Source organism: Roseixanthobacter liquoris (assembly GCF_043195135.2).
Taxonomy (GTDB): Bacteria; Pseudomonadota; Alphaproteobacteria; order Rhizobiales; family Xanthobacteraceae; genus NCEH01.
In genome coordinates this window covers 648776-667536 of sequence record NZ_CM195537.1, presented here as the reverse complement: position 1 = coordinate 667536, position 18761 = coordinate 648776, and the positions used below count along the sequence as shown (strand labels likewise).

The window sequence follows — 18761 nt, the reverse complement described above, 5'->3', positions numbered from 1 at the left end:
CGGCGCGAACCTGGAGACCCGATGCTCGCTTATATCATCCGCCGTGTCGCCCTCATGATCCCGACCATTCTCGGCATCATGCTGGTTTCCTTCGTGGTGGTGCAGTTCGCGCCGGGCGGCCCGGTGGAGCGGGTGATCGCCCAATTGACCGGCGACGGCGCCTCCGCCACCTCGCGCATTTCCGGCCAGGGCGGCGATTTCGCCGGCGGGGCCGCCATGCCCGGCGGCGGCGGGGCCGATGCCTCGGCCTCGAAATATCGCGGCGCCCAGGGGCTGGACCCGAAATTCATCCAGGAGCTGGAAAAGCAGTTCGGCTTCGACAAGCCGGCCTATGAGCGCTTCTGGCTGATGATCAAGAATTACGCGACCTTCGATTTCGGCCGCTCCTATTTCCGCGACATTCGCGTCATCGACCTGATCGCGGAGAAGATGCCGGTCTCCATCTCGCTCGGCCTGTGGATGACGCTTCTGACCTACGCCATCTCGATTCCGCTCGGCATCTCCAAGGCCATGCGCGACGGCTCGCGCTTCGACGTGTGGACCTCGGCGGTGATCATCGTCGGCTATGCCATTCCCTCCTTCCTGTTCGCCATCCTCTTGATCATCCTGTTCGCCGGCGGCTCGTTCCTGGATTGGTTTCCGTTGCGCGGCCTCACCTCGGACAATTGGAGCCAGATGTCCTGGCCCGCACGGATCGCCGATTATGGCTGGCACCTGGTGCTGCCGCTCACCTCCATGGTGCTCGGCGCCTTCGCCACCATGACCCTGCTGACCAAGAATTCGTTCCTGGAAGAGATCCGCAAGCAATATGTCACCACCGCCCGCATGAAGGGCCTCTCCGAACGCAGCGTGCTCTATCGCCATGTGTTCCGGAACGCGATGCTGATCGTCATCGCCGGCTTTCCCGGCGCCTTCATCTCCGCCTTCTTCACCGGCTCGCTGCTGATCGAGACCATCTTCTCCCTCGACGGGCTCGGCCTGCTGGGTTTCGAGAGCGTGCTGAACCGCGATTATCCGGTGGTGTTCGGCACGCTCTATATCTTCTCATTGGCCGGCCTCGTGGTCGGCCTCTTGTCGGACCTCACCTATATGCTGGTCGATCCGCGGATCGACTTCGAGACGCGGGACGTCTGAGCCATGACGGCCCTGCCCACCCTTCCCCAGACCGCCCCCGCCACCCCGCCGGCCCCCCTGCCGGTGGCGAAGCCGAGCAAGCGGCCCTTCTTCTCCCCGCTCAACCAGCGGCGCATCGCCAATTTCCGCGCCAACACGCGCGGCTGGTGGTCGTTCGTGCTGTTCATGATCCTGTTCGTGCTCAGCCTGTTCGCGGAATTCATCGCCAACGACCGGCCGATCCTGGTGCGCTTCGACGGCGCCTATTATTTCCCGGTGCTGAAGGCCTATCCCGAGACCACGTTCGGCGGCGATTTCGAGACCACGGCGGATTATCGCGATCCCTATCTGCGCAAGCTGATCGACGAGAAGGGCGGCTGGATGATCTGGCCGCCGGTGCATTTCAGCTATTCCACTCACAATCTGGACCTGCCGACCCCCGCCCCCTCGCCGCCCACCTGGATGCTGAGCGAGGAGCAGTGCAAGGCGGTCGCCGAGCGCAAGGGCGTCTCCGGCTGCGCGGGGCTCGAATACAACTGGCTCGGCACCGACGACCAGGGCCGCGACGTGCTGGCCCGCCTGATCTACGGCTTCCGCATTTCGGTGCTGTTCGGATTGGCGCTCACCATCATCTCCTCCGCCATCGGGGTCGCGGCGGGGGCGGTGCAGGGCTATTTCGGCGGCTGGGTGGACCTCTTGTTCCAGCGCTTCATCGAGGTGTGGACCTCCATTCCCTCGCTCTATCTGCTGCTGATCATCTCCTCGGTGCTGGTGCCCGGCTTCTGGGTGCTGCTGGGCATATTGCTGCTGTTCTCCTGGGTGTCGCTGGTGAGCCTGGTGCGCGCCGAATTCCTGCGGGCGCGCAATTTCGAATATGTGCAGGCGGCCCGCGCCCTCGGGGTGGGCAATTTCACCATCATGGTGCGGCACCTTTTGCCCAATGCCATGGTGGCGACGCTCACCTTCCTGCCGTTCATCCTCTCCTCCTCGGTGATGACGCTGACGGCCCTCGACTTCCTCGGCTTCGGCCTGCCGCCCGGCTCGCCCTCGCTGGGCGAACTGCTCTCGCAAGGCAAATCCAACGTGCAGGCGCCCTGGCTGGGCCTTGCCGGCTTCTTCACCGTGGGATTGATGCTGAGCCTCCTGATCTTCATCGGCGAAGCGGTGCGCGACGCCTTCGACCCGCGCAAGACCTTCGGGTGAGGTGTGGTAGAATGCGCGCCACGGAGACGAAGCCATGAACAGGATCGTGCGGGAGCATTATCCCGTGGAGAAGCTGCCGGAGGATCTGCGGGTCACCGTCACCCCACGAACAACGGTGCGCGTGGTGCTCGAAGACGACCTCCCGAAAGCTGCATCCGCAGGTCATTTCTCGAAATGGAAAAGCGCACGGCGCAGCCATTTCGAATCGTCGGAAGAGATCGTCGCCCATGTCCGCGCGCTGCGGGACGAATGGGATCGCCGATGACGCTTCCGCGCGTCTATCTCGACGCCAACGTCTTCATCACCGCGCTGGAGCATGTCGGCGCCCACTCGGACCATGCGTGGTGGATATTGAACGCCATCGAGGCGGAAGAAATCATCGGCGTGACGAGCGAGATCACCCTTGCCGAGATTCTCGTCAAGCCGCTGGAAGCGCAGACAACAACCGTCGTCGAGGCTTACACGGACATGATCACGCCGACGGCCGGTTTCGAGGTGCTGGAGGTCGGGCGTGCGCTGCTGATCTCCGCCGCCGCGATCCGTGCCGCGCGCCGCGCGATCCGGCTTCCGGACGCGATCCATCTCGCGACCGCCCTTGCCGCGCGGTGTTCGCATTTCGTGACCGCCGACGAACGGCTGCACGTGCCGGACGGCCTGACCCGCCTCGCCATCACCCCCTTCACAGTCGACGACATCCTGCGCCCCGCATGACCTCCTCCCCCCTCCTCTCCGTGCAAGACCTCTCCGTCGCTTTCCGCCGGGTGGGCGGGGATTTTCTTGCGGTGAAGAACGTTTCGTTCGATGTCGCGCCCGGCGAGACGGTGGCGCTGGTGGGCGAATCCGGCTCGGGAAAATCGGTCACCGCGCTGTCGGTGCTCAAGCTGCTGCCCTACCCGGCCGCGAGCCATCCCACGGGCAAGATCCTGTTCAAGGGCCGCGACCTGCTCACCTTGCCGGAGCGGGAGTTGCGCGGCGTGCGTGGCAATGACGTGACCATGGTGTTCCAGGAACCCATGAGCTCGCTCAACCCGCTGCACACCATTGCCCAGCAGATCGGCGAGATGCTCATCCTCCATCGCGGCATGGGCGGGCCGCAGGTGCGCGAACGCACGCTGGAATTGCTGCACGAGGTGGGCATTCCCGATCCCGAGCGGCGGCTGTCGGATTATCCGCACCAGCTCTCCGGCGGCCAGCGCCAGCGCGTCATGATCGCCATGGCGCTCGCCAACGAGCCGGACCTCTTGATCGCGGACGAGCCCACCACCGCCCTCGACGTGACCGTCCAGGCGCAGATCCTCAAGCTCTTGAAGGATCTCCAGGCGCGCATGGGCATGGCCATGCTGTTCATCACCCACGACCTCGGCATCGTGCGCAAGATCGCCGACCGGGTGTGCGTGATGAGCAAGGGCGAGATCGTGGAACAGGGCGGCGCGGAGGAGACCTTCCTCCATCCCAAGCACCCCTACACCCAGGCGCTGCTGCATGCCGAGCCCAAGCCCGACCCCGCCCCGGCCGCGCCGGACGCGAAAGTCGTGGTCTCCGCCCAGGACCTGAAGGTGCATTTTCCCATCAAGCGCGGCATTCTTCGCCGCACCATCGGCCATGTGAAGGCGGTGGACGGGGTCACGCTCGACATCCATGAGGGCGAAACCCTGGGCGTGGTGGGCGAATCCGGCTCGGGCAAGACCACGCTCGGGCTCGCGCTGCTGCGCCTCATCTCCTCCAGCGGTCCCATCGCCTTCCTCGGCAACCGCATCGACGGCCTGCGCTTCAAGCAATTGCGGCCGCTGCGCGCGGACATGCAGATCGTGTTCCAGGACCCGTACGGCGCCCTTTCCCCGCGCATGTCCATCGAGGACATCGTCGGCGAGGGCTTGCGCGTGCACCAGAAGGGGCTGGACGCCGATGCGCGCGAGCAGCGGGTGATCGCCGCGCTCGCCGATGTCGGCATCGATCCCGAAAGCCGGCATCTGTATCCGCACGAATTCTCCGGCGGCCAGCGCCAGCGCATCTCGATCGCGCGGGCGATGGCGCTCGAACCCTCCTTCGTGGTGCTGGACGAGCCCACCAGCGCGCTCGACATGCTGGTCCAGGCGCAGATCGTGGAATTGCTGCGCACCCTGCAGCGGCGCCGATCTCTCACCTATATGTTCATCTCCCACGATCTGCGGGTGGTCTCCGCGCTGGCGAGCCGCATCCTGGTGATGCGCAACGGCAAGATGGTGGAGGAAGGCCCGGCACGAGAGGTATTCCAAAACCCGAAGGAAGCCTATACCAAGGCGCTGTTTGCCGCCGCATTCAATCTGGAAACAGCCCAGCCGGGAGTGACCGCCCAATGAGCGAGCCGAGCAGGATCAACCCGCCCCGCGCCCATGGCGATGCCGCGGCGGATGTGGAGGTGTCCCAGCCCCATCTCCTGGGCAAGGGGTTTCGCGACTATCTGCGCTATGACGTGAGCCTGCCGCACGAGCCGGGCGGCGCGGCCGAGACGTCGCAGCGCGACATCGTGGTCGGCGGGCGGGTGGTCGGGGTGCTGTGCTTCGATCCGGCGCGCGATCTCATCGTGCTGATCCACCAGTTCCGCCTCGCCGCCCATCTCGCCACCGGCCGCGGCCGGATGGTGGAGATCGTCGCCGGGCGGGTCGATCCCGGCGAGGCGCCGGCGGCGGCCGCCCATCGCGAATGCCTGGAGGAGATCGGCATCGCGCCGACCCGCCTGGAAGAGCTGTTCAAATTCATGCCGACGCCCGGCGTGACGGACGAACTCTGCACGCTCTATCTCGGCATCGTGGATTCCCATGCCCTGCCCGCGCGCGCGGGCCTTGCCCATGAGCATGAGGTGACGGCGCCCTTCACCCTCGGCCTGGACGATGCGCTCGCCATGCTCAGCCCCGGCTGCGTGATGAACGGCTATACCCGCATCGCGCTGCAATGGCTGGCGCTCAACCGTCCGCATGTGGCGGATCTCGCCGCCAGGGCGAAGGCCGGGGCGGAAGCCTGAGCTTTCGCCGCGGGCCGCGCCCTGTGCGCGGCGCTCTTTCTAGCCGCCGTCCCTTGTGCGTCATGGCCGGGCTTGTCCCGGCCATCCACGTCTGGCCGCAGATGCGATCCTTGAAAGGCTGGCGCCAGCGGTGCCGCGTGGATGCACGGGACAAGCCCGTGCATGACGATGTTCAGCAAAAATGGCGCCACGCCGGGATTGTCGATCGGTCCTAGCCCGCAAACCCGAGCTTCGCGAGCTCGCGCTCAAGGGCGGCGCTCACCAGCACCCCCTCGCGCGCGGCGCGGGCGCGGGCGGCGATGCGGCGGGAGCCGGGAAGGCGCGCGCCGTCCTGCCCGTCGATGCTCTCCACCAGTCGCGCCAGATGGTCGAGATAGCCGGCCCCGGCCAGCGGGCGCGGATCGATCGCCACCAGGGTCTGGCCGATGGCCGGCGGGGGGCCCTCGCCGTCGAAGAAGGACGGCGCGTCGATGGAGAAGGTGGCCGCGTTCAGCGCGGCGGACAGCACTTCCACCATGAAGGCGAGCGCGGTGCCCTTGGCTTCGCCCATGGGCACCATGGTGCCGGCAAGGCCGGCCTTGGCGTCGGTGGTGGCGCGGCCTTCCGGATCCAGCGCCCAGCCCTCGGGAATCGGCTCGCCCTTCTGCGCGGCGGCGAGGATGTAGCCGCGCGCGACCTTGGAGACGGAGAGGTCCACCACCGCCGGCGGCCGGTCCAGCAGCGGGGTGGCAAATGCGATGGGATTGGTGCCGAACACCGAGCGCCGCCCGCCCCACGGCGCGATGGAGGCCGGCGCATTGGTGAAGGCGAGCGCGATCAGCCCCGCCTGCGCGAGGCGCTCCACCGGATGGCCGGCGACGCCGAAATGGCTGGAGCGGCGAATGCCGGCGATGGCGATACCCATCTCCTTGGCGAGCGGCGCGAGATGTTCTTCGGCGAGGCGCACGGCGGGATAGGCGAAGCCGCTCGCGGCATCGATTCCCACCACCGAGGGCGCGGCCTTGCGCAGGGTCGGCACGGCGTGGCCGTCGATCTTGCCGGTCATCGCCTGCATGCCGTAGCTCGGCAGCCGCGCGAGGCCGTGGCTCGGCAGGCCGTCCGCCTCCGCCGCGATCAGCGCATCGGCGACCACGGCCGCGTTTTCGGCGCTGGTGTTGAAATGCTCAAGCACGGCGGCGGCATAGGCGCGCGCGCCGTCGAGATCGAGCCTGCGGCCCTCGGTCATAACGGGTCTTCTCCTTCAGGCCGCGCATCGAACCGTGTGAGGTCGAAGGCGGCGACATCCTCAAGCAGGGCGACGAAGGCGCGGGCACCGAAATCCGCCGCCGCCGCGCCCTTCTCCGCGCTGGCCGGGCGGGCATCGCCCATGGCGCCGGCAGGGCTCAGATCCTCGCTCATCCAGCCGAAGCCGACCGGATGGTTCGCGCGCAGCTGGGCGAAATCGCGCTCCATGGCGATGCTCCAGGGGGCGAAATCGCGCGCCTGCGCCATGTCCACCAGATCGGGGCGGAAGGCGAGCATCAGCGAGGTCTCGATATCCCCGCCATGGATGCCGTGCGCGCGCTCCTGCGGCGCGAACAGGCCGTCGGGATAGCCGAAGCGGTGCATGGAGACGTTCACCGCCAGCATCTTGTGGCGCGCTCGCAGCGTGCGGGAGACGAGATCCATCACCGGCACATTGCCGCCGTGGGTATTGAGCAGCACCAGCCGGCGGATGCCGGCGCGGGCCACCGCCTCGCCGATTTCGGTCCAGGCGCGCAGCGCGGTTTCCGGCGACAGGGTCAGCGTGCCGGTGAAGGATTGGTGCTCGTCCGACTTGCCCACCGACTGGATCGGCAGGAACAGGGCGGTCATGTCGCCGCGCAGCAAGGGCAGGATGCGGTCGATATAGCCCTGGGAAATGAAGGTATCGGTGCCGAGCGGCAGGTGGGGCCCGTGCTGTTCCACCGCCGCGACCGGCAGGATGGCGATCGCCGCCGCGCGGTCCAGGGCCGCGAGGGCCGGCGATGACAGCGCGGCCCAAAATCGGTGTGTCATGGAAGAACCCGTGCCGTCATGCCCCGTGCCGTCGTGCGCGTGCCGTCTTGGTCGCAGGGCGGGCGCGCCCGGGCCCGGGCCCGCGTTTCGGCGCGGACATTAGGAGCGTGCCTGCTGCACCGCAAGCAGGCGGCGGGCACTTGTCTCCCAATCGGCACAAGACCTTCGCAAAATTGTAAGCCGGCGCGTGGATAAGGTACGCTGCGCGCGGCAATCGACGGCCTGCGGACGATTGTGCTTGGGGGCGCGCCAGGGGGTTGGGATGAAGGATCCGATTGCAAAGACCATCGGCTACCGCCTCACGCACACGGCCCGGCTGCAAAAGGCCCTCTCGGCCCGGCTGCTGGCGGATCTCGGATTGTTTCCGGGTCAGGAATCGGTGCTGAAGCTGCTGATCGACGAGGACGGCCGCACCATGGGCGATCTGGCGACCGCCTTGCGCGTCCGCCCGCCCACGGCGTCCAAGACCATTGCCCGCCTGACCACGCAGGGCCTGGTGGAGCGCCGCGCCACCGACGGCGACGGCCGCCTGGTGCGCGTGTTCCTCACCGCCGCCGGCCGCGACAAGGGCAGCGCCATCGACCATGTGTGGGACACGCTGGAAAACGAAATGGTCGCCGGCCTGGAAAGCAAGGAGCGCAAGCGCCTGCGCAAATTGCTGCGCAAGGTGGAGAAGAACCTCGCCCTGCGGCTCGGCGCCGACGGCGGCGTCGATGACGAGGCCGAGCCGGCGGACGAAGAAGACGACAATTGAGAGGTGCGGCGCGCCCGCTCGGCGCCGCCGGGCCGCGGGTGCCCGCCGCCGCCCCATTCGGCCTCGTTCGCATCACCGGCGCCGGATGCGTCCGGCCGTCCCCGCGAGGCCGCCGGCGTGCTGCGGGACGCCGGCACCGGCACCGGGGCGGGGAGGGGCGGAGCGCCGTCCGTGCCGTGCTTCGCGCGCCGCGTGCGGCCGGGGTCACCCGCTCCGCTTGGCGCGCATGGGCGATTTCCCGATCCATGCAAGATTAGAGCTTTGCCGGTGTCGCGCGCTCGCGGTATTGCTGGAAATCTAATCGATTAAGAGCCGAGACGTGATTTCGGCCGGAAAGGGAGCCATGTCCAACGCCATTGATCTTGCCGGACGCTGCGCGATCGTCACCGGAGGCGCCCAGGGCATCGGCCGCGCCGTCGTCGAGCGTTTCCTCGCTTCCGGCGCCAAGGTCGCCATCTGGGACCGCGACGCCGATCTCGCGCAGAGCCTCGCCAACACCCTCGGCCGGGAAAAGGTGGTGCCCGTGGTAGTGGACGTCACCAGCCTTGCCGAGGTGGAGCGCGCCCGCGACGCGACGCTGGCGGCGCTCGGCGCGATCCACATTCTCATCAATAATGCCGGCATCGCCGGGCCCAACCACAAGCTCTGGGACTATCCGGCGGACGCCTGGGCGCAGGTGATGGCGATCAATCTCACCGGCCCGTTCAATTGCTGCCGCGCCGTGGTGCCGGGCATGATCGCGCAGAATTACGGCCGCATCGTCAATGTGGCGTCGATCGCCGGGAAGGAGGGCAATCCCAACGCCTCCGCCTATTCCGCTTCGAAGGCCGGGGTGATCGCGCTCACAAAATCGCTGGGCAAGGAAGTGGCGGAATATGATATCGCAGTGAACTGCGTCACCCCCGCCGCCGCCAAGACCGCCATATTCGACCAGATGAGCGAACAGCACATCGCCTACATGCTCTCCAAGATCCCCCGCAACCGCTTCCTCCAGGTCGACGAGGCCGCCGCCACCATCGCCTTCGCCGCCTCGGCGGACTGTTCGTTCACCACGGGCGCGGTCTTCGATCTGTCCGGGGGCCGCGCCACCTATTGACCAGAAGCGCCGTGCCGACGCACGGCGCCGGAAAGCCTCCCATGACCATCGCCGGACACAAAGTGCAGGTTTCGGGGCGAGGCGATTCGACGCTCGCCGGAATTGGCCTCATGTGCCTGGCGGTGGTCTGCTTCGCCCTGTGCGACGCCACGGCGAAATGGCTCAGCGGGCACATCAACGTGTTCATGGTGGTGTGGGCGCGCTACATGGTGCAGCTCGTGCTGGCCCTGCTGGTGTTCAATCCCTGGACCGTGCCGGGCCTGATGCGCTCCCGCCGGCCGTGGCTGCAATTGTTCCGCTCCGCCCTGCTGTTCGCCTGCACGATGCTGAATTTCTACGCGCTGCAATATCTCCAGCTGGACCAGACCGTCTCCATCATGTTCTCCACCCCCTTCTTCGTCGCCCTGTTCGCCGGGCCGATGCTGGGGGAATGGATCGGGATACGCCGCTGGGCGGCGATCCTGGTGGGCTTTTCGGGCATCATCCTGGTGGCGCGGCCGGGGGTGGGCGGCATCCACCCCGCCGCTTTGCTCATGCTGGCGGCGGCGGTGTGCTATTCGCTCTACGGCATCACCACGCGGATGCTGGCCGCGACCGACGCGTCCCAGACCACCTTGCTCTATTCCGCCCTGGTGGGCGCGATCGCCGCCTCCCTGCCGCTGTTCTGGGTGTGGGAAACCCCGCGCGAGCCCTTGGTGCTGGGCGCCATGCTGGAACTGGGCGCGGTGGTGGGCGCCGGGCATTTCCTGCTCATCCTCGCCCATGCCCGCGCCCCGGCGGCGACGCTGGCGCCCTTCATCTACACCCAGATCATTTCCATGATCGTGCTCGGCTGGCTGCTGTTCGGCAATCTGCCCAACGGCTGGACGCTGACGGGCGCGGCGGTGGTGGTCGGTTCCGGCATTTATCTTTTGTTGCAGGAGCGAAGGGCGCGGGCGCGCAACACGCTTTATGCGACCACCCCCGATTGAGGAAACAGGGAAAAATCCCGCCGCTTCCTCGCTTTCGTCAAATTAGGTCTTATGCTGCGAGGCACAGAATTCGGACCTTGCCCCCATGCCCGCCCCCCATTTGCTCGTTGTTGAAGGAAATACCGCAGACGCCCGCGCCCGCCAGGTGAAGTTCGGCGGCGAGGCGGCGAGCGAGGGCTATGCCCGCCTGCTGCGCGACCTGTGCCCCGGTGCCGTGGTCGACATCTGCTATCCGGCCGACCCCGGCGCCAATCTTCCCGACGCGGGCGGCCTGGAGGGCTATGACGGCATCGCCATCACCGGCTCCTCGCTCAACATCTATAATGGCGGGCTGCCCATCGAGCAGCAGATCGAACTGCTGCGCAGCGCTTTTGCCACCGGCACGCCGATCTTCGGCAGTTGCTGGGGCTTGCAGCTCATCACGGTTTCCGCCGGCGGCGTGGTGCGGCGCAATCCGCGCGGGCGGGAGGTCGGCTTCGGCCGGCGCATCCGCATGACCGAGCACGGCGAGACCCATCCCATCTTCCTCGGCAAGCCGCGCGTGTTCGAGGCCATGACCGTGCATCTGGACGAGGTGGAGACCTTGCCGGAGGGCGCGCGCCTGCTCGCCACCAATGATCATTCGCAGGTTCAGGCCGCGGAAATCCCCGCCGGCGCCAGCACCGCCTGGGCGGTGCAATATCATCCCGAATATCCGTTCCGGGAAATGGCCGCCATCTTCCGCCGGCTGAGCCCCTCGCTGGTGGCGGAGGGCTTCTTCGCCGACGAGGAGGCGCAGGAGAGCTTCATCGGCGATCTCGAGACGCTGGAGCGCGAGCCCGGCAACCAGCCCCTGGTCTGGCGCCACGGGGTGGACGGCGCGGTGATCTCCAAGGATCTGCGCACGGTGGAAATCCGCAACTGGATCGAGCAGCTCGTGCTTCCCACCCGCGCGGCGCGCGGGCGGGGCTGAGGCGCCTTCGCGCACCGACCGCCCCCTCTCCCGCTTGCGGGGGAGGGTTGGGGTGGGGGCCTTCGCCCGCGCCGCCCTGCGGGCTGCGAACCGGCCGAGCCTTCCGCTGGTCTAACCCCGCCACTCCTTTCCCCCTCCCTAACTGTCGTTTCCAAGAAGGTTGTTCAGCCTTTTCCAAGGTGGCAGTCCGCCGAGAGCGGTGTGGGGTCTGGAGAGATTGTAGGTGTCTGCCCAGGTGTGGGCGGCGGCCGCCCGTTCCCTTGAGGAGCAATAGGGCCTGGCGTAGGCCCACTCGCGCAGGGATGTCTGGATGAAGCGCTCGGCCTTGCCGTTAGTGCGCGGGGTGTAGGGGCGGGTGCGGACGTGACGGGCGCCGGCGTCCCGCAAGGCATCGGCGAATAGCCTGGAGCGATAGGCCGAGCCGTTGTCGGTCATCACCCGCTGGACGGTGATGCCGTGGCGGGCATACCAGGCCAGGGCCCGCCGCAGGAAGCCGGTGGCATCCTCGCGCCCCAGGCTCGGCAGCAGCTCGACATAGGCCAGGCGCGAGGCGTCATCGACGGCGACGTGCAGGTGTTCGTAACCGATCCCCCGGGCCCGGTGATGGCCCGCATGCTGGCCGGTGATGCGGTGGCCGATCCCATCGATCCGGCCCAGGCTCTTGATGTCCATGTGGATAAGTTCGCCGGGCGCCGCCTTCTCGTAGCGGACGACCACAGGTTTGGGGTCCAGCGCCGAGAGCCGGCCCAGTCCCAAGCGCCGCAGGACCGCCCCAACCGTGGAGCGCGCCATGCCGAGCAAGGCTGCGATCTGGGGGCCGCTCATGCGCTGGCGCCGGAGCCGCTCGATCTCGGCCACCCGCCCTGCCGGCGTGGCACGGGGACATCGGCGGGGCGCCGAGCTGCGGTCACAATGCCGGCCCGCGCCCCCTCGCCGATGCCGGCCCAGCCACTTGTAGGCCGTTCGCACCGATACACCAGCAGCGGCCGCCGCCGACCGTACGCGCCAGCCCGTCTCTATCCGATCCACAAGCAGGGCTCGACCCGACGGTGTCAGCCGGGCATTCTTATGAACGTTCATCCGGGAAGCTCCGGCTCAGGGTTGGTTGGCTCGCAACCCCAGCTTCTCAGCCAAGCTCCGGATGAACAACCTTCATAGCTTCGACACCTAACCCTCCCCCGCAAGCGGGAGAGGGAATTGACGAGCGCTCGGAGAGGGGATGGACTCGAATCGTTCAGGTGAGGGAATTGGCCAGATCTTCCGCCGATCCCAACGCCCCGCTACAGCTTCGCCGCCAGCGCCTGCGCCACCTTGGAGGCCGGAAACCGGTCGAGCGCGGCCGTGATGTCCCGCCCGGCGGCGGCGAGCTTTGCGAGATCGATGCCGGTCGCGATGCCGAGGCCGTCCAGCATATAGACCAGATCCTCGGTGGCGAGATTGCCCGACGCCCCCTTGGCATAGGGGCAGCCGCCGAGGCCCGCCACGGCGCTGTCCACCACGCAGATGCCGAGATCGAGACAGGAGAGCACATTGGCCAGCGCCTGCCCGTAGGTGTCGTGGAAATGCACCGCCGTGCTCTCCACCCCGATGGCCTCGACCACCGCGCCCGCCATGGCCTTCGCCTTGTCCGGCGTGCCGACACCGATGGTGTCGCCCAGCGAAATTTCGTAGCAGCCCATCTCCACCAGGGCGCGCGAGACCTCCACCACTTTCGCCACCGGCACATCGCCCTGGTAGGGGCAGCCGAGCACGCAGCTCACATAGCCGCGCACCGCGATCCCGGCCGCGCCGGCCGCCGCGATCACCGGGACGAAGCGCGCCAGGCTCTCGGCGATGGTGCAATTGATGTTGCGCTGGCTGAAGGCCTCGGAGGCGGCGGCGAACACCGCGATCTCGGTGACGCCGCTTTCAAGCGCGGCCTCGAACCCCTTCATGTTCGGCACGAGAACCGGATAGCGCACGTCCGCGCGCGGCCGGATGGCCGCCAGCACCTGCGCCGTATCCGCCATCTGCGGCACCCATTTGGGGGAAACGAAGCTGCCCGCCTCGATGGTCGTCACGCCGGCATCCGCCAGCGCCTCGATCAACGCCACCTTGGCCGCGAACGGCACGAGGCCGGGCTCGTTCTGCAAGCCGTCGCGCGGCCCCACCTCGACGATGCGCACCCGCGCCGGCCGGCTCACGCCACATCCTCCAGCACGAGCAGTTCCGCGCCCTCGTCCACGAGATCGCCGACGCCGAAGGCGACGCTCTTCACCCGCCCGTCGCGCGGGGCGGTCACCGTGTGCTCCATCTTCATGGCCTCCACCACCACCAAAGCGGTGCCCTTCGTCACCTCCTCCCCGGCGCTCACGGCAACGCGGATGATGGTGCCCGGCATGGGCGCCACGAGACGGCCGGCGGTGCCCGTCGCCTCGATGCTGGCGAGGCGGGGGTCGATATGGTCGAGGCTGCGTTCCGTGCCGGCGGAGAAGATGGTCAGACGCGCCCCGCTGCGCACGACCCGCGCCTGGGTGCGCACGCCGTCGAGCCGGGCGATCAGGCCGCCATCCTGCGTGCTCGTGCCCTCCACCGCCATGCGCCCGCCCGGCAGGTCCAGCAGGAAGCCGCCGTCGGTATAATGGGCGCGCACGGGAATGCGGGCCTCGCGGTCGGCGAAGGTCAGGTCCACGAAGGCCGAGCGGTTCAGCCGCCAGCCGGGCGCGAGTCCCCAGGGCGACCAGGGATCGGCGGGATCGGCCGCGGCGGCGGAAATCCGCGCCTCGTCCAGCAGCAGGAACAGCGCCGCGAGCGCCAGCACCCGGTCGTTCACCGGCATCGGCTCCGGCAGCAGCGTCGCGCGGTGCCGCTCGATGAAGCCCGTGTCCAGCTCGGCCGCCGCGAATGCCGGCTCGCAAACGATGGCCTGGAGGAACATGCGGTTGGTGGGCAGGCCCACGACTTCCGTCGCCGCCAGCGCCGCCGCGAGCCGGCCCAGGGCCTCCGTGCGGTCGGCGCCGAAGGCGATGATTTTCGCGATCATGGGATCGTAATGGATCGACACGGAATCCCCCGCGCGCACGCCGCTGTCCACCCGCAGCCCGGCGAGGTCGAACGGCAGGCGCAGATGGTCGAGCCGGCCGACCTGGGGCAGGAAATCGCGCGCCGGGTCCTCGGCATAGAGGCGCACCTCGATGGCATGGCCGATGAGCGGAATATCCGCTTGCGCCAGCGGCAGCTTTTCGCTGCGCGCCACGCGAATTTGCCATTCCACCAGGTCCTGCCCGGTGATGGCCTCGGTGACGGGATGCTCCACCTGCAGGCGGGTGTTCATCTCCATGAAGAAGAAGTCGTCGCCCTCGGCGATGAATTCCACCGTGCCCGCGCCCACATAGCCCACCGCCTTGGCGGCATCCACCGCCGCCTTGCCCATGGCCGCGCGCCGCTCCGGCGTGAGGCCGGGGGCCGGCGCCTCCTCCACCACCTTCTGGTGGCGGCGCTGGATCGAGCAGTCGCGCTCGTGCAGATAGACCGCATTGCCGTGGGTGTCGGCGAACACCTGCACCTCGATATGGCGCGGCTTGGTCAGGTATTTCTCGATCAGCACGGTGTCGTCGCCGAAGGCGTTCTTCGCCTCGCGCTTGGCGGAGGCGAGCGCCTCGGCGAATTCCTCCGCTGCGCGCACCACCTTCATGCCCTTGCCGCCGCCGCCGGCGGACGCCTTGATGAGCACCGGATAGCCGATCTCAGAGGCCTTGCGGGCGAGCAGGGCTTCGTCCTGGTCGGCGCCGTGATAGCCCGGCACCAGCGGCACGCCGGCCTTTTCCATCAGCGCCTTGGCCGCGCTCTTGGAGCCCATGGCGCGAATGGCGGAGGCCGGCGGGCCGACGAACACGATGTCCGCCCGCGCGCAGGCGTCCGCGAAATCCGCATTCTCGGAGAGGAAGCCGTAGCCGGGATGGATCGCGTCCGCCCCGCTCATGCGCGCGGCATCGAGGATCGCCTCGATCTTCAGATAGCTCTCGCGCGCCGGCGCCGGGCCGATGGGATAGGCCTCGTCCGCGCGCTCCACATGGAGCGCGTGGGCATCGGCCTGCGAATAGACCGCGACGGTCTTCAGCCCCATGGCTTTGGCGGTGCGCATGATCCGCACCGCGATCTCGCCCCGGTTCGCCACCAAGAGGGTGCGGATGGGTCGGGTCATGCTTGCCCCCATTCGGGTTTGCGTTTTTCCAGGAAGGACGAGACGCCCTCGCGGCCGTCGGCGCTGGCGCGGGCGTGGGCGATGCGCAGCGCCGTGTCCTCGATCAGTTCGTGGGTCAGCGGCCGGTCCACCGCCGCCACCAGATCCTTCGCCGCCTTGAGCGCCGCGGGGCTCGCCGCCTTCAAGGCCTTGAGGTGCTGGGCGATGGCGTCGTCGAGGTCGTCGGCCGGCACCACCTGGTGCACGAGGCCGAGCGCGAGCGCCGTCTGCGCCGAAAAACGCTCGGCGGTGAGCACGTAGCGCCGCGCCTGCCGCGCGCCCATGGCCCGCACGAGATAGGGGCTGATCACTGCCGGGATGAGGCCGATGCGCACCTCGGTGATGGCGAATTCCGCCTCCGGCACGGCGACCACGATGTCGCTCGCCGCGATCAATCCCACCGCGCCGGCGAAGGCCGAGCCCTGCACCCGCGCCAAAGTGGGCTTGGGGCAGGTGTCGATGGCATGGAGCAGATGCGCCAGGGTGCTGGCGTCCGCCACGTTCTCGTCGTGGGAATAGTCCGCCATGCGGCGCATCCAGTTGAGATCGGCGCCGGCGCAGAAGGACTTGCCGTTGGCGCGCAGCAGCACGGCGCGGATGGCCGGATCGCCGGCGGCATGGTGGTAGGCGGCGGTGAGGAGCGCGATCAGCCCGTCATCGAAGGCATTGTGCACTTCCGGCCGGTCGAGCGTGAGGGTGGCGATGCCGTCTTCATGGGAAACGATGAGGCTCATGGACGGGCGCTCCGAAGCGAGTGCGCATGCCCCCTCCCCAGCCCTCCCCCGCAAGCGGGAGAGGGAGCTTGCGGAGAACGCAACGGCAAAGCCCTCTCCCGCTTGCGGGGGAGGGTTGGGAGGGGGAAATGGCGCGGCAAGGCCGGCGTAAGACTCCTCACATGCGGAACACGCCGAAGCGCGTCTCCCTGTCCGGCGCATTGAGCGCGGCGGAGAGCGCGAGCGCCAGCACCATGCGGGTGTCGGCGGGGTCGATCACCCCGTCGTCCCAGATCCGCGCGGAGGAATAATAAGGATGGCCCTGGCGGTCGTACTGGGCCTGGATCGGCGCCTTGAAGGCGGCCTCCTCCTCGGCCGGCCAGGTGCCGCCCTTGCCCTCGATGCCGTCGCGCTTCACCTGGGCGAGCACGTTCGCCGCCTGCTCGCCGCCCATCACCGAGATGCGCGCATTGGGCCACATCCACAGGAAGCGCGGATCGTACGCGCGCCCGCACATGCCGTAGTTTCCGGCGCCGAAGGAATTGCCGATCACCACGGTGAATTTCGGCACGCTGGCGCAGGAGACCGCATTGACCAGCTTCGCGCCGTCCTTGGCGATGCCGCCGGCCTCATATTTGCGGCCCACCATGAAGCCGGTGATGTTCTGAAGGAACACCAGCGGGATATTGCGCTGGCAGCACAATTCCACGAAATGCGCGCCCTTCAGCGCGCTCTCGGAAAACAGAATGCCGTTATTGGCGATGATCCCGACGGGATAGCCGAAGATGCGGGCAAAGCCGGTCACCAGGGTCTGGCCGTAGAGCGGCTTGAACTCGTCGAACTCCGAGCCGTCGACGATGCGGGCGATGATCTGGCGCACGTCGAACGGCTTCTTGGGATCTTCCGAGACGATGCCGTAGATCTCTTCCGCATCATAGAGCGGCGCCTTGGGCGGGCGGATGTCGAGATCATGCCGCTTCACCCGGTTGAGATCGCCGATGATGGTGCGGGCGATGCCGAGCGCATGGGCATCGTTCTCCGCCATATGGTCGGCGACACCGGAGACGCGGGTGTGCACGTCCGCACCACCCAGTTCCTCGGCGGTGACCACCTCGCCGGTGGCCGCCTTCACCAGCGGCGGGCCGCCGAGGAAGATGGTGGCCTGGTTCTTCACCATGATGGATTGGTCGGCCATGGCCGGCACATAGGCGCCGCCGGCGGTGCAGGAGCCCATGACCACCGCCACCTGGGCGATGCCCTCGGCCGACATATTGGCCTGGTTGAAGAAGATGCGGCCGAAATGCTCGCGGTCCGGGAATACTTCGTCCTGGTTCGGCAGGTTGGCGCCGCCGCTGTCCACCAGATAGACGCAGGGCAAATGGTTTTCCCGCGCGATGGCCTGGGCGCGCAGGTGCTTCTTCACCGTCATGGGGAAATAGGTGCCGCCCTTCACCGTCGCATCATTGGCGACGATCATGCATTCGCGGCCGGACACGCGGCCGATGCCCGTGATGATGCCGGCGGCCGGCACCTCGCCCTCGTACATGTCGTAGGCGGCGAGCTGGGAGAGCTCCAGGAACGGCGAGCCCGTGTCCAGCAAGGTGCGGATACGGTCGCGCGGCAGCAGCTTGCCGCGCTTGAGATGGCGCTCGCGGGCGACTTCCCCACCGCCCTGGGAGATGCGCTCCACCTTTTCGCGCAGATCGCTGACGCTGGCGAACAACGCCGCGCGATTGCGGACATAGGCTTCGGAGCGGCGGTCCACCGCATCCTCGATGATCGCCATGAGGCCTCACCCCTGAGTGTCGATTGCGGAAGGACGAACGCCCCGATCACCGCGCCGGCAAGGCGGGCGGGCCCTCGAACCGTGTTTCCTCCCGTGCCGCTTCGCGTCGGCTTGGAAACGATCGTACGTTTTTTTATGAGAACCGCAAGGGCAAATCAGGCGCGTGCGCTGCGCTTTGCGCGGGGCGGCGGGGCGGTGGCCGGAACGGGCGGCGCGTCATGGGCCGGGGGCAGCCCGTGCGGCGATCCCGGTGCGACCCCCTGGGTGACGAGATCGCCATAGATGGCCACCAGATCGTCCTGGCTCAACCGCCCGTCGGGCCGGTACCACATGCAGATGCCGGTGAGCATGGAGATGATGGCATAGGTGGAGACCCTGGGCTCGCTCACGCGGAAGAGGCCCTGCGCGGCCCCATCGCGGAGGATCTGCTCCAGCAGCCCCTCGTAATTGCGCCGCATCTCGACCACGACGGCGCGATGCGCGTCATCCAGCGAGCGGATTTCCATGTTGGCGATGAAGACGTGGGCGCGCCGTGTCATGTGATAGCGCAGGTGAAAGCCGGTAAAGGCCCGCAGGCGCTCCAGCGGATCATCCAGCCCGTCCAGCGCCTCGCGGGCGCGGGCGGTCAGGTCTTCCATGTGGTCGCGCACGATATCGAACAGCAGGCTCTGCTTGTTTTCGAAATACTTGTACAGCGAGCCGGACTGGAGCCCGACCTCGGCGGCGAGTTGCCGCAGGCTCATGGCTTCGTAGCCGTGCTTGTAGATCAGCAGCACCCCCGCCTGGCGGATCGCCTGGGCGGTGCGGGCACCGTTGGAACCGACTGTACGCGCCATCTTTTTCTCAATTTGCAGTCGCGCTCTTGGGCGCGCGAGCCTTGGGTGATGGATGCGGCCGCCGACCCCGGCGCCGG

General features: G+C 67.9%; 18 protein-coding genes. 10 read left to right on the top strand and 8 right to left on the bottom strand.

The window, feature by feature from the left end; all coding sequences use genetic code 11:
- Positions 1–21: 21 nt before the first annotated feature.
- Genes V5F84_RS02960 through V5F84_RS02935 form a run of 6 tightly spaced genes read left to right on the top strand, consistent with a single transcriptional unit; the run spans position 22 to position 5317 of the window.
- On the top strand, positions 22–1134 hold the full coding sequence (locus V5F84_RS02960) for a microcin C ABC transporter permease YejB (RefSeq protein WP_394046665.1): 1113 nt from the start codon (positions 22–24) through the stop codon (positions 1132–1134).
- A gap of 3 nt (positions 1135–1137) precedes the next feature.
- Positions 1138–2316 carry an ABC transporter permease gene (locus tag V5F84_RS02955; protein WP_394046667.1) on the top strand — a complete coding sequence of 393 codons (1179 nt, stop codon included), beginning with the start codon at positions 1138–1140 and terminating at the stop codon, positions 2314–2316.
- Between the two features lie 34 nt (positions 2317–2350).
- On the top strand, positions 2351–2581 hold the full coding sequence (locus V5F84_RS02950) for a hypothetical protein (RefSeq protein WP_394046669.1): 231 nt from the start codon (positions 2351–2353) through the stop codon (positions 2579–2581).
- Positions 2578–3027, top strand: coding sequence for a type II toxin-antitoxin system VapC family toxin (locus tag V5F84_RS02945; protein WP_394046671.1), 450 nt, complete (start codon positions 2578–2580; stop codon positions 3025–3027). Before V5F84_RS02950 ends, V5F84_RS02945 begins: the two co-directional genes overlap by 4 nt.
- Complete coding sequence (locus V5F84_RS02940; RefSeq protein WP_394046673.1) at positions 3024–4655, top strand: ABC transporter ATP-binding protein; 1632 nt, start codon at positions 3024–3026, stop codon at positions 4653–4655. Before V5F84_RS02945 ends, V5F84_RS02940 begins: the two co-directional genes overlap by 4 nt.
- On the top strand, positions 4652–5317 hold the full coding sequence (locus V5F84_RS02935) for an NUDIX domain-containing protein (protein ID WP_394046675.1): 666 nt from the start codon (positions 4652–4654) through the stop codon (positions 5315–5317). The genes V5F84_RS02940 and V5F84_RS02935 overlap by 4 nt, the downstream gene beginning before the upstream one ends.
- A 211-nt stretch (positions 5318–5528) precedes the next feature.
- Here V5F84_RS02935 and V5F84_RS02930 read toward each other — a convergent pair whose 3' ends face one another.
- Entirely contained in the window at positions 5529–6542 is a 1014-nt protein-coding gene (locus V5F84_RS02930) for an Ldh family oxidoreductase (protein WP_394046677.1), read from the bottom strand.
- Positions 6539–7354, bottom strand: a complete 816-nt coding sequence (locus V5F84_RS02925; RefSeq protein ID WP_394046679.1) for a creatininase family protein — start codon at positions 7352–7354, stop codon at positions 6539–6541. Before V5F84_RS02925 ends, V5F84_RS02930 begins: the two co-directional genes overlap by 4 nt.
- Before the next feature lie 262 nt (positions 7355–7616).
- Here V5F84_RS02925 and V5F84_RS02920 point away from each other — a divergent pair, with 262 nt between their 5' ends.
- The 4 genes from V5F84_RS02920 (at position 7617) to V5F84_RS02905 (ending at position 11127) form a co-directional block, all read left to right on the top strand.
- Complete coding sequence (locus tag V5F84_RS02920; RefSeq protein ID WP_394046681.1) at positions 7617–8108, top strand: MarR family winged helix-turn-helix transcriptional regulator; 492 nt, start codon at positions 7617–7619, stop codon at positions 8106–8108.
- 343 nt (positions 8109–8451) lie between these two features.
- Positions 8452–9204, top strand: coding sequence for an SDR family NAD(P)-dependent oxidoreductase (locus V5F84_RS02915; protein WP_394046683.1), 753 nt, complete (start codon positions 8452–8454; stop codon positions 9202–9204).
- 41 nt (positions 9205–9245) lie between these two features.
- A complete protein-coding gene (locus V5F84_RS02910; RefSeq protein WP_394046685.1) occupies positions 9246–10175 on the top strand; it encodes a DMT family transporter in 930 nt (309 codons plus the stop codon).
- 85 nt (positions 10176–10260) lie between these two features.
- Positions 10261–11127, top strand: a complete 867-nt coding sequence (locus V5F84_RS02905; protein WP_394046687.1) for a type 1 glutamine amidotransferase — start codon at positions 10261–10263, stop codon at positions 11125–11127.
- 138 nt (positions 11128–11265) lie between these two features.
- On the opposite strand, the gene V5F84_RS02900 is transcribed toward V5F84_RS02905, so the two are convergent.
- The 6 genes from V5F84_RS02900 to V5F84_RS02875 form a co-directional block, all read right to left on the bottom strand.
- Entirely contained in the window at positions 11266–12207 is a 942-nt protein-coding gene (locus V5F84_RS02900; protein WP_509277113.1) for an IS481 family transposase, read from the bottom strand.
- A 200-nt stretch (positions 12208–12407) separates the two neighbouring features.
- On the bottom strand, positions 12408–13310 hold the full coding sequence (locus tag V5F84_RS02895; protein ID WP_394043342.1) for a hydroxymethylglutaryl-CoA lyase: 903 nt from the start codon (positions 13308–13310) through the stop codon (positions 12408–12410).
- The gene (locus V5F84_RS02890) at positions 13307–15310 is read right to left on the bottom strand and encodes an acetyl/propionyl/methylcrotonyl-CoA carboxylase subunit alpha (protein ID WP_394043341.1); all 2004 of its coding nucleotides are present in this window, start codon (positions 15308–15310) and stop codon (positions 13307–13309) included. Before V5F84_RS02890 ends, V5F84_RS02895 begins: the two co-directional genes overlap by 4 nt.
- Positions 15307–16083 (bottom strand): enoyl-CoA hydratase/isomerase family protein, encoded by a 777-nt coding sequence (locus V5F84_RS02885; protein WP_394043340.1) that lies wholly within the window; start codon positions 16081–16083, stop codon positions 15307–15309. Before V5F84_RS02885 ends, V5F84_RS02890 begins: the two co-directional genes overlap by 4 nt.
- A gap of 157 nt (positions 16084–16240) precedes the next feature.
- Positions 16241–17848 carry a carboxyl transferase domain-containing protein gene (locus tag V5F84_RS02880; protein ID WP_394043339.1) on the bottom strand — a complete coding sequence of 536 codons (1608 nt, stop codon included), beginning with the start codon at positions 17846–17848 and terminating at the stop codon, positions 16241–16243.
- Positions 17849–18003: 155 nt separating this feature from the next.
- A complete protein-coding gene (locus V5F84_RS02875) occupies positions 18004–18684 on the bottom strand; it encodes a TetR/AcrR family transcriptional regulator (RefSeq protein ID WP_394043338.1) in 681 nt (226 codons plus the stop codon).
- Positions 18685–18761 lie beyond the last annotated feature (77 nt).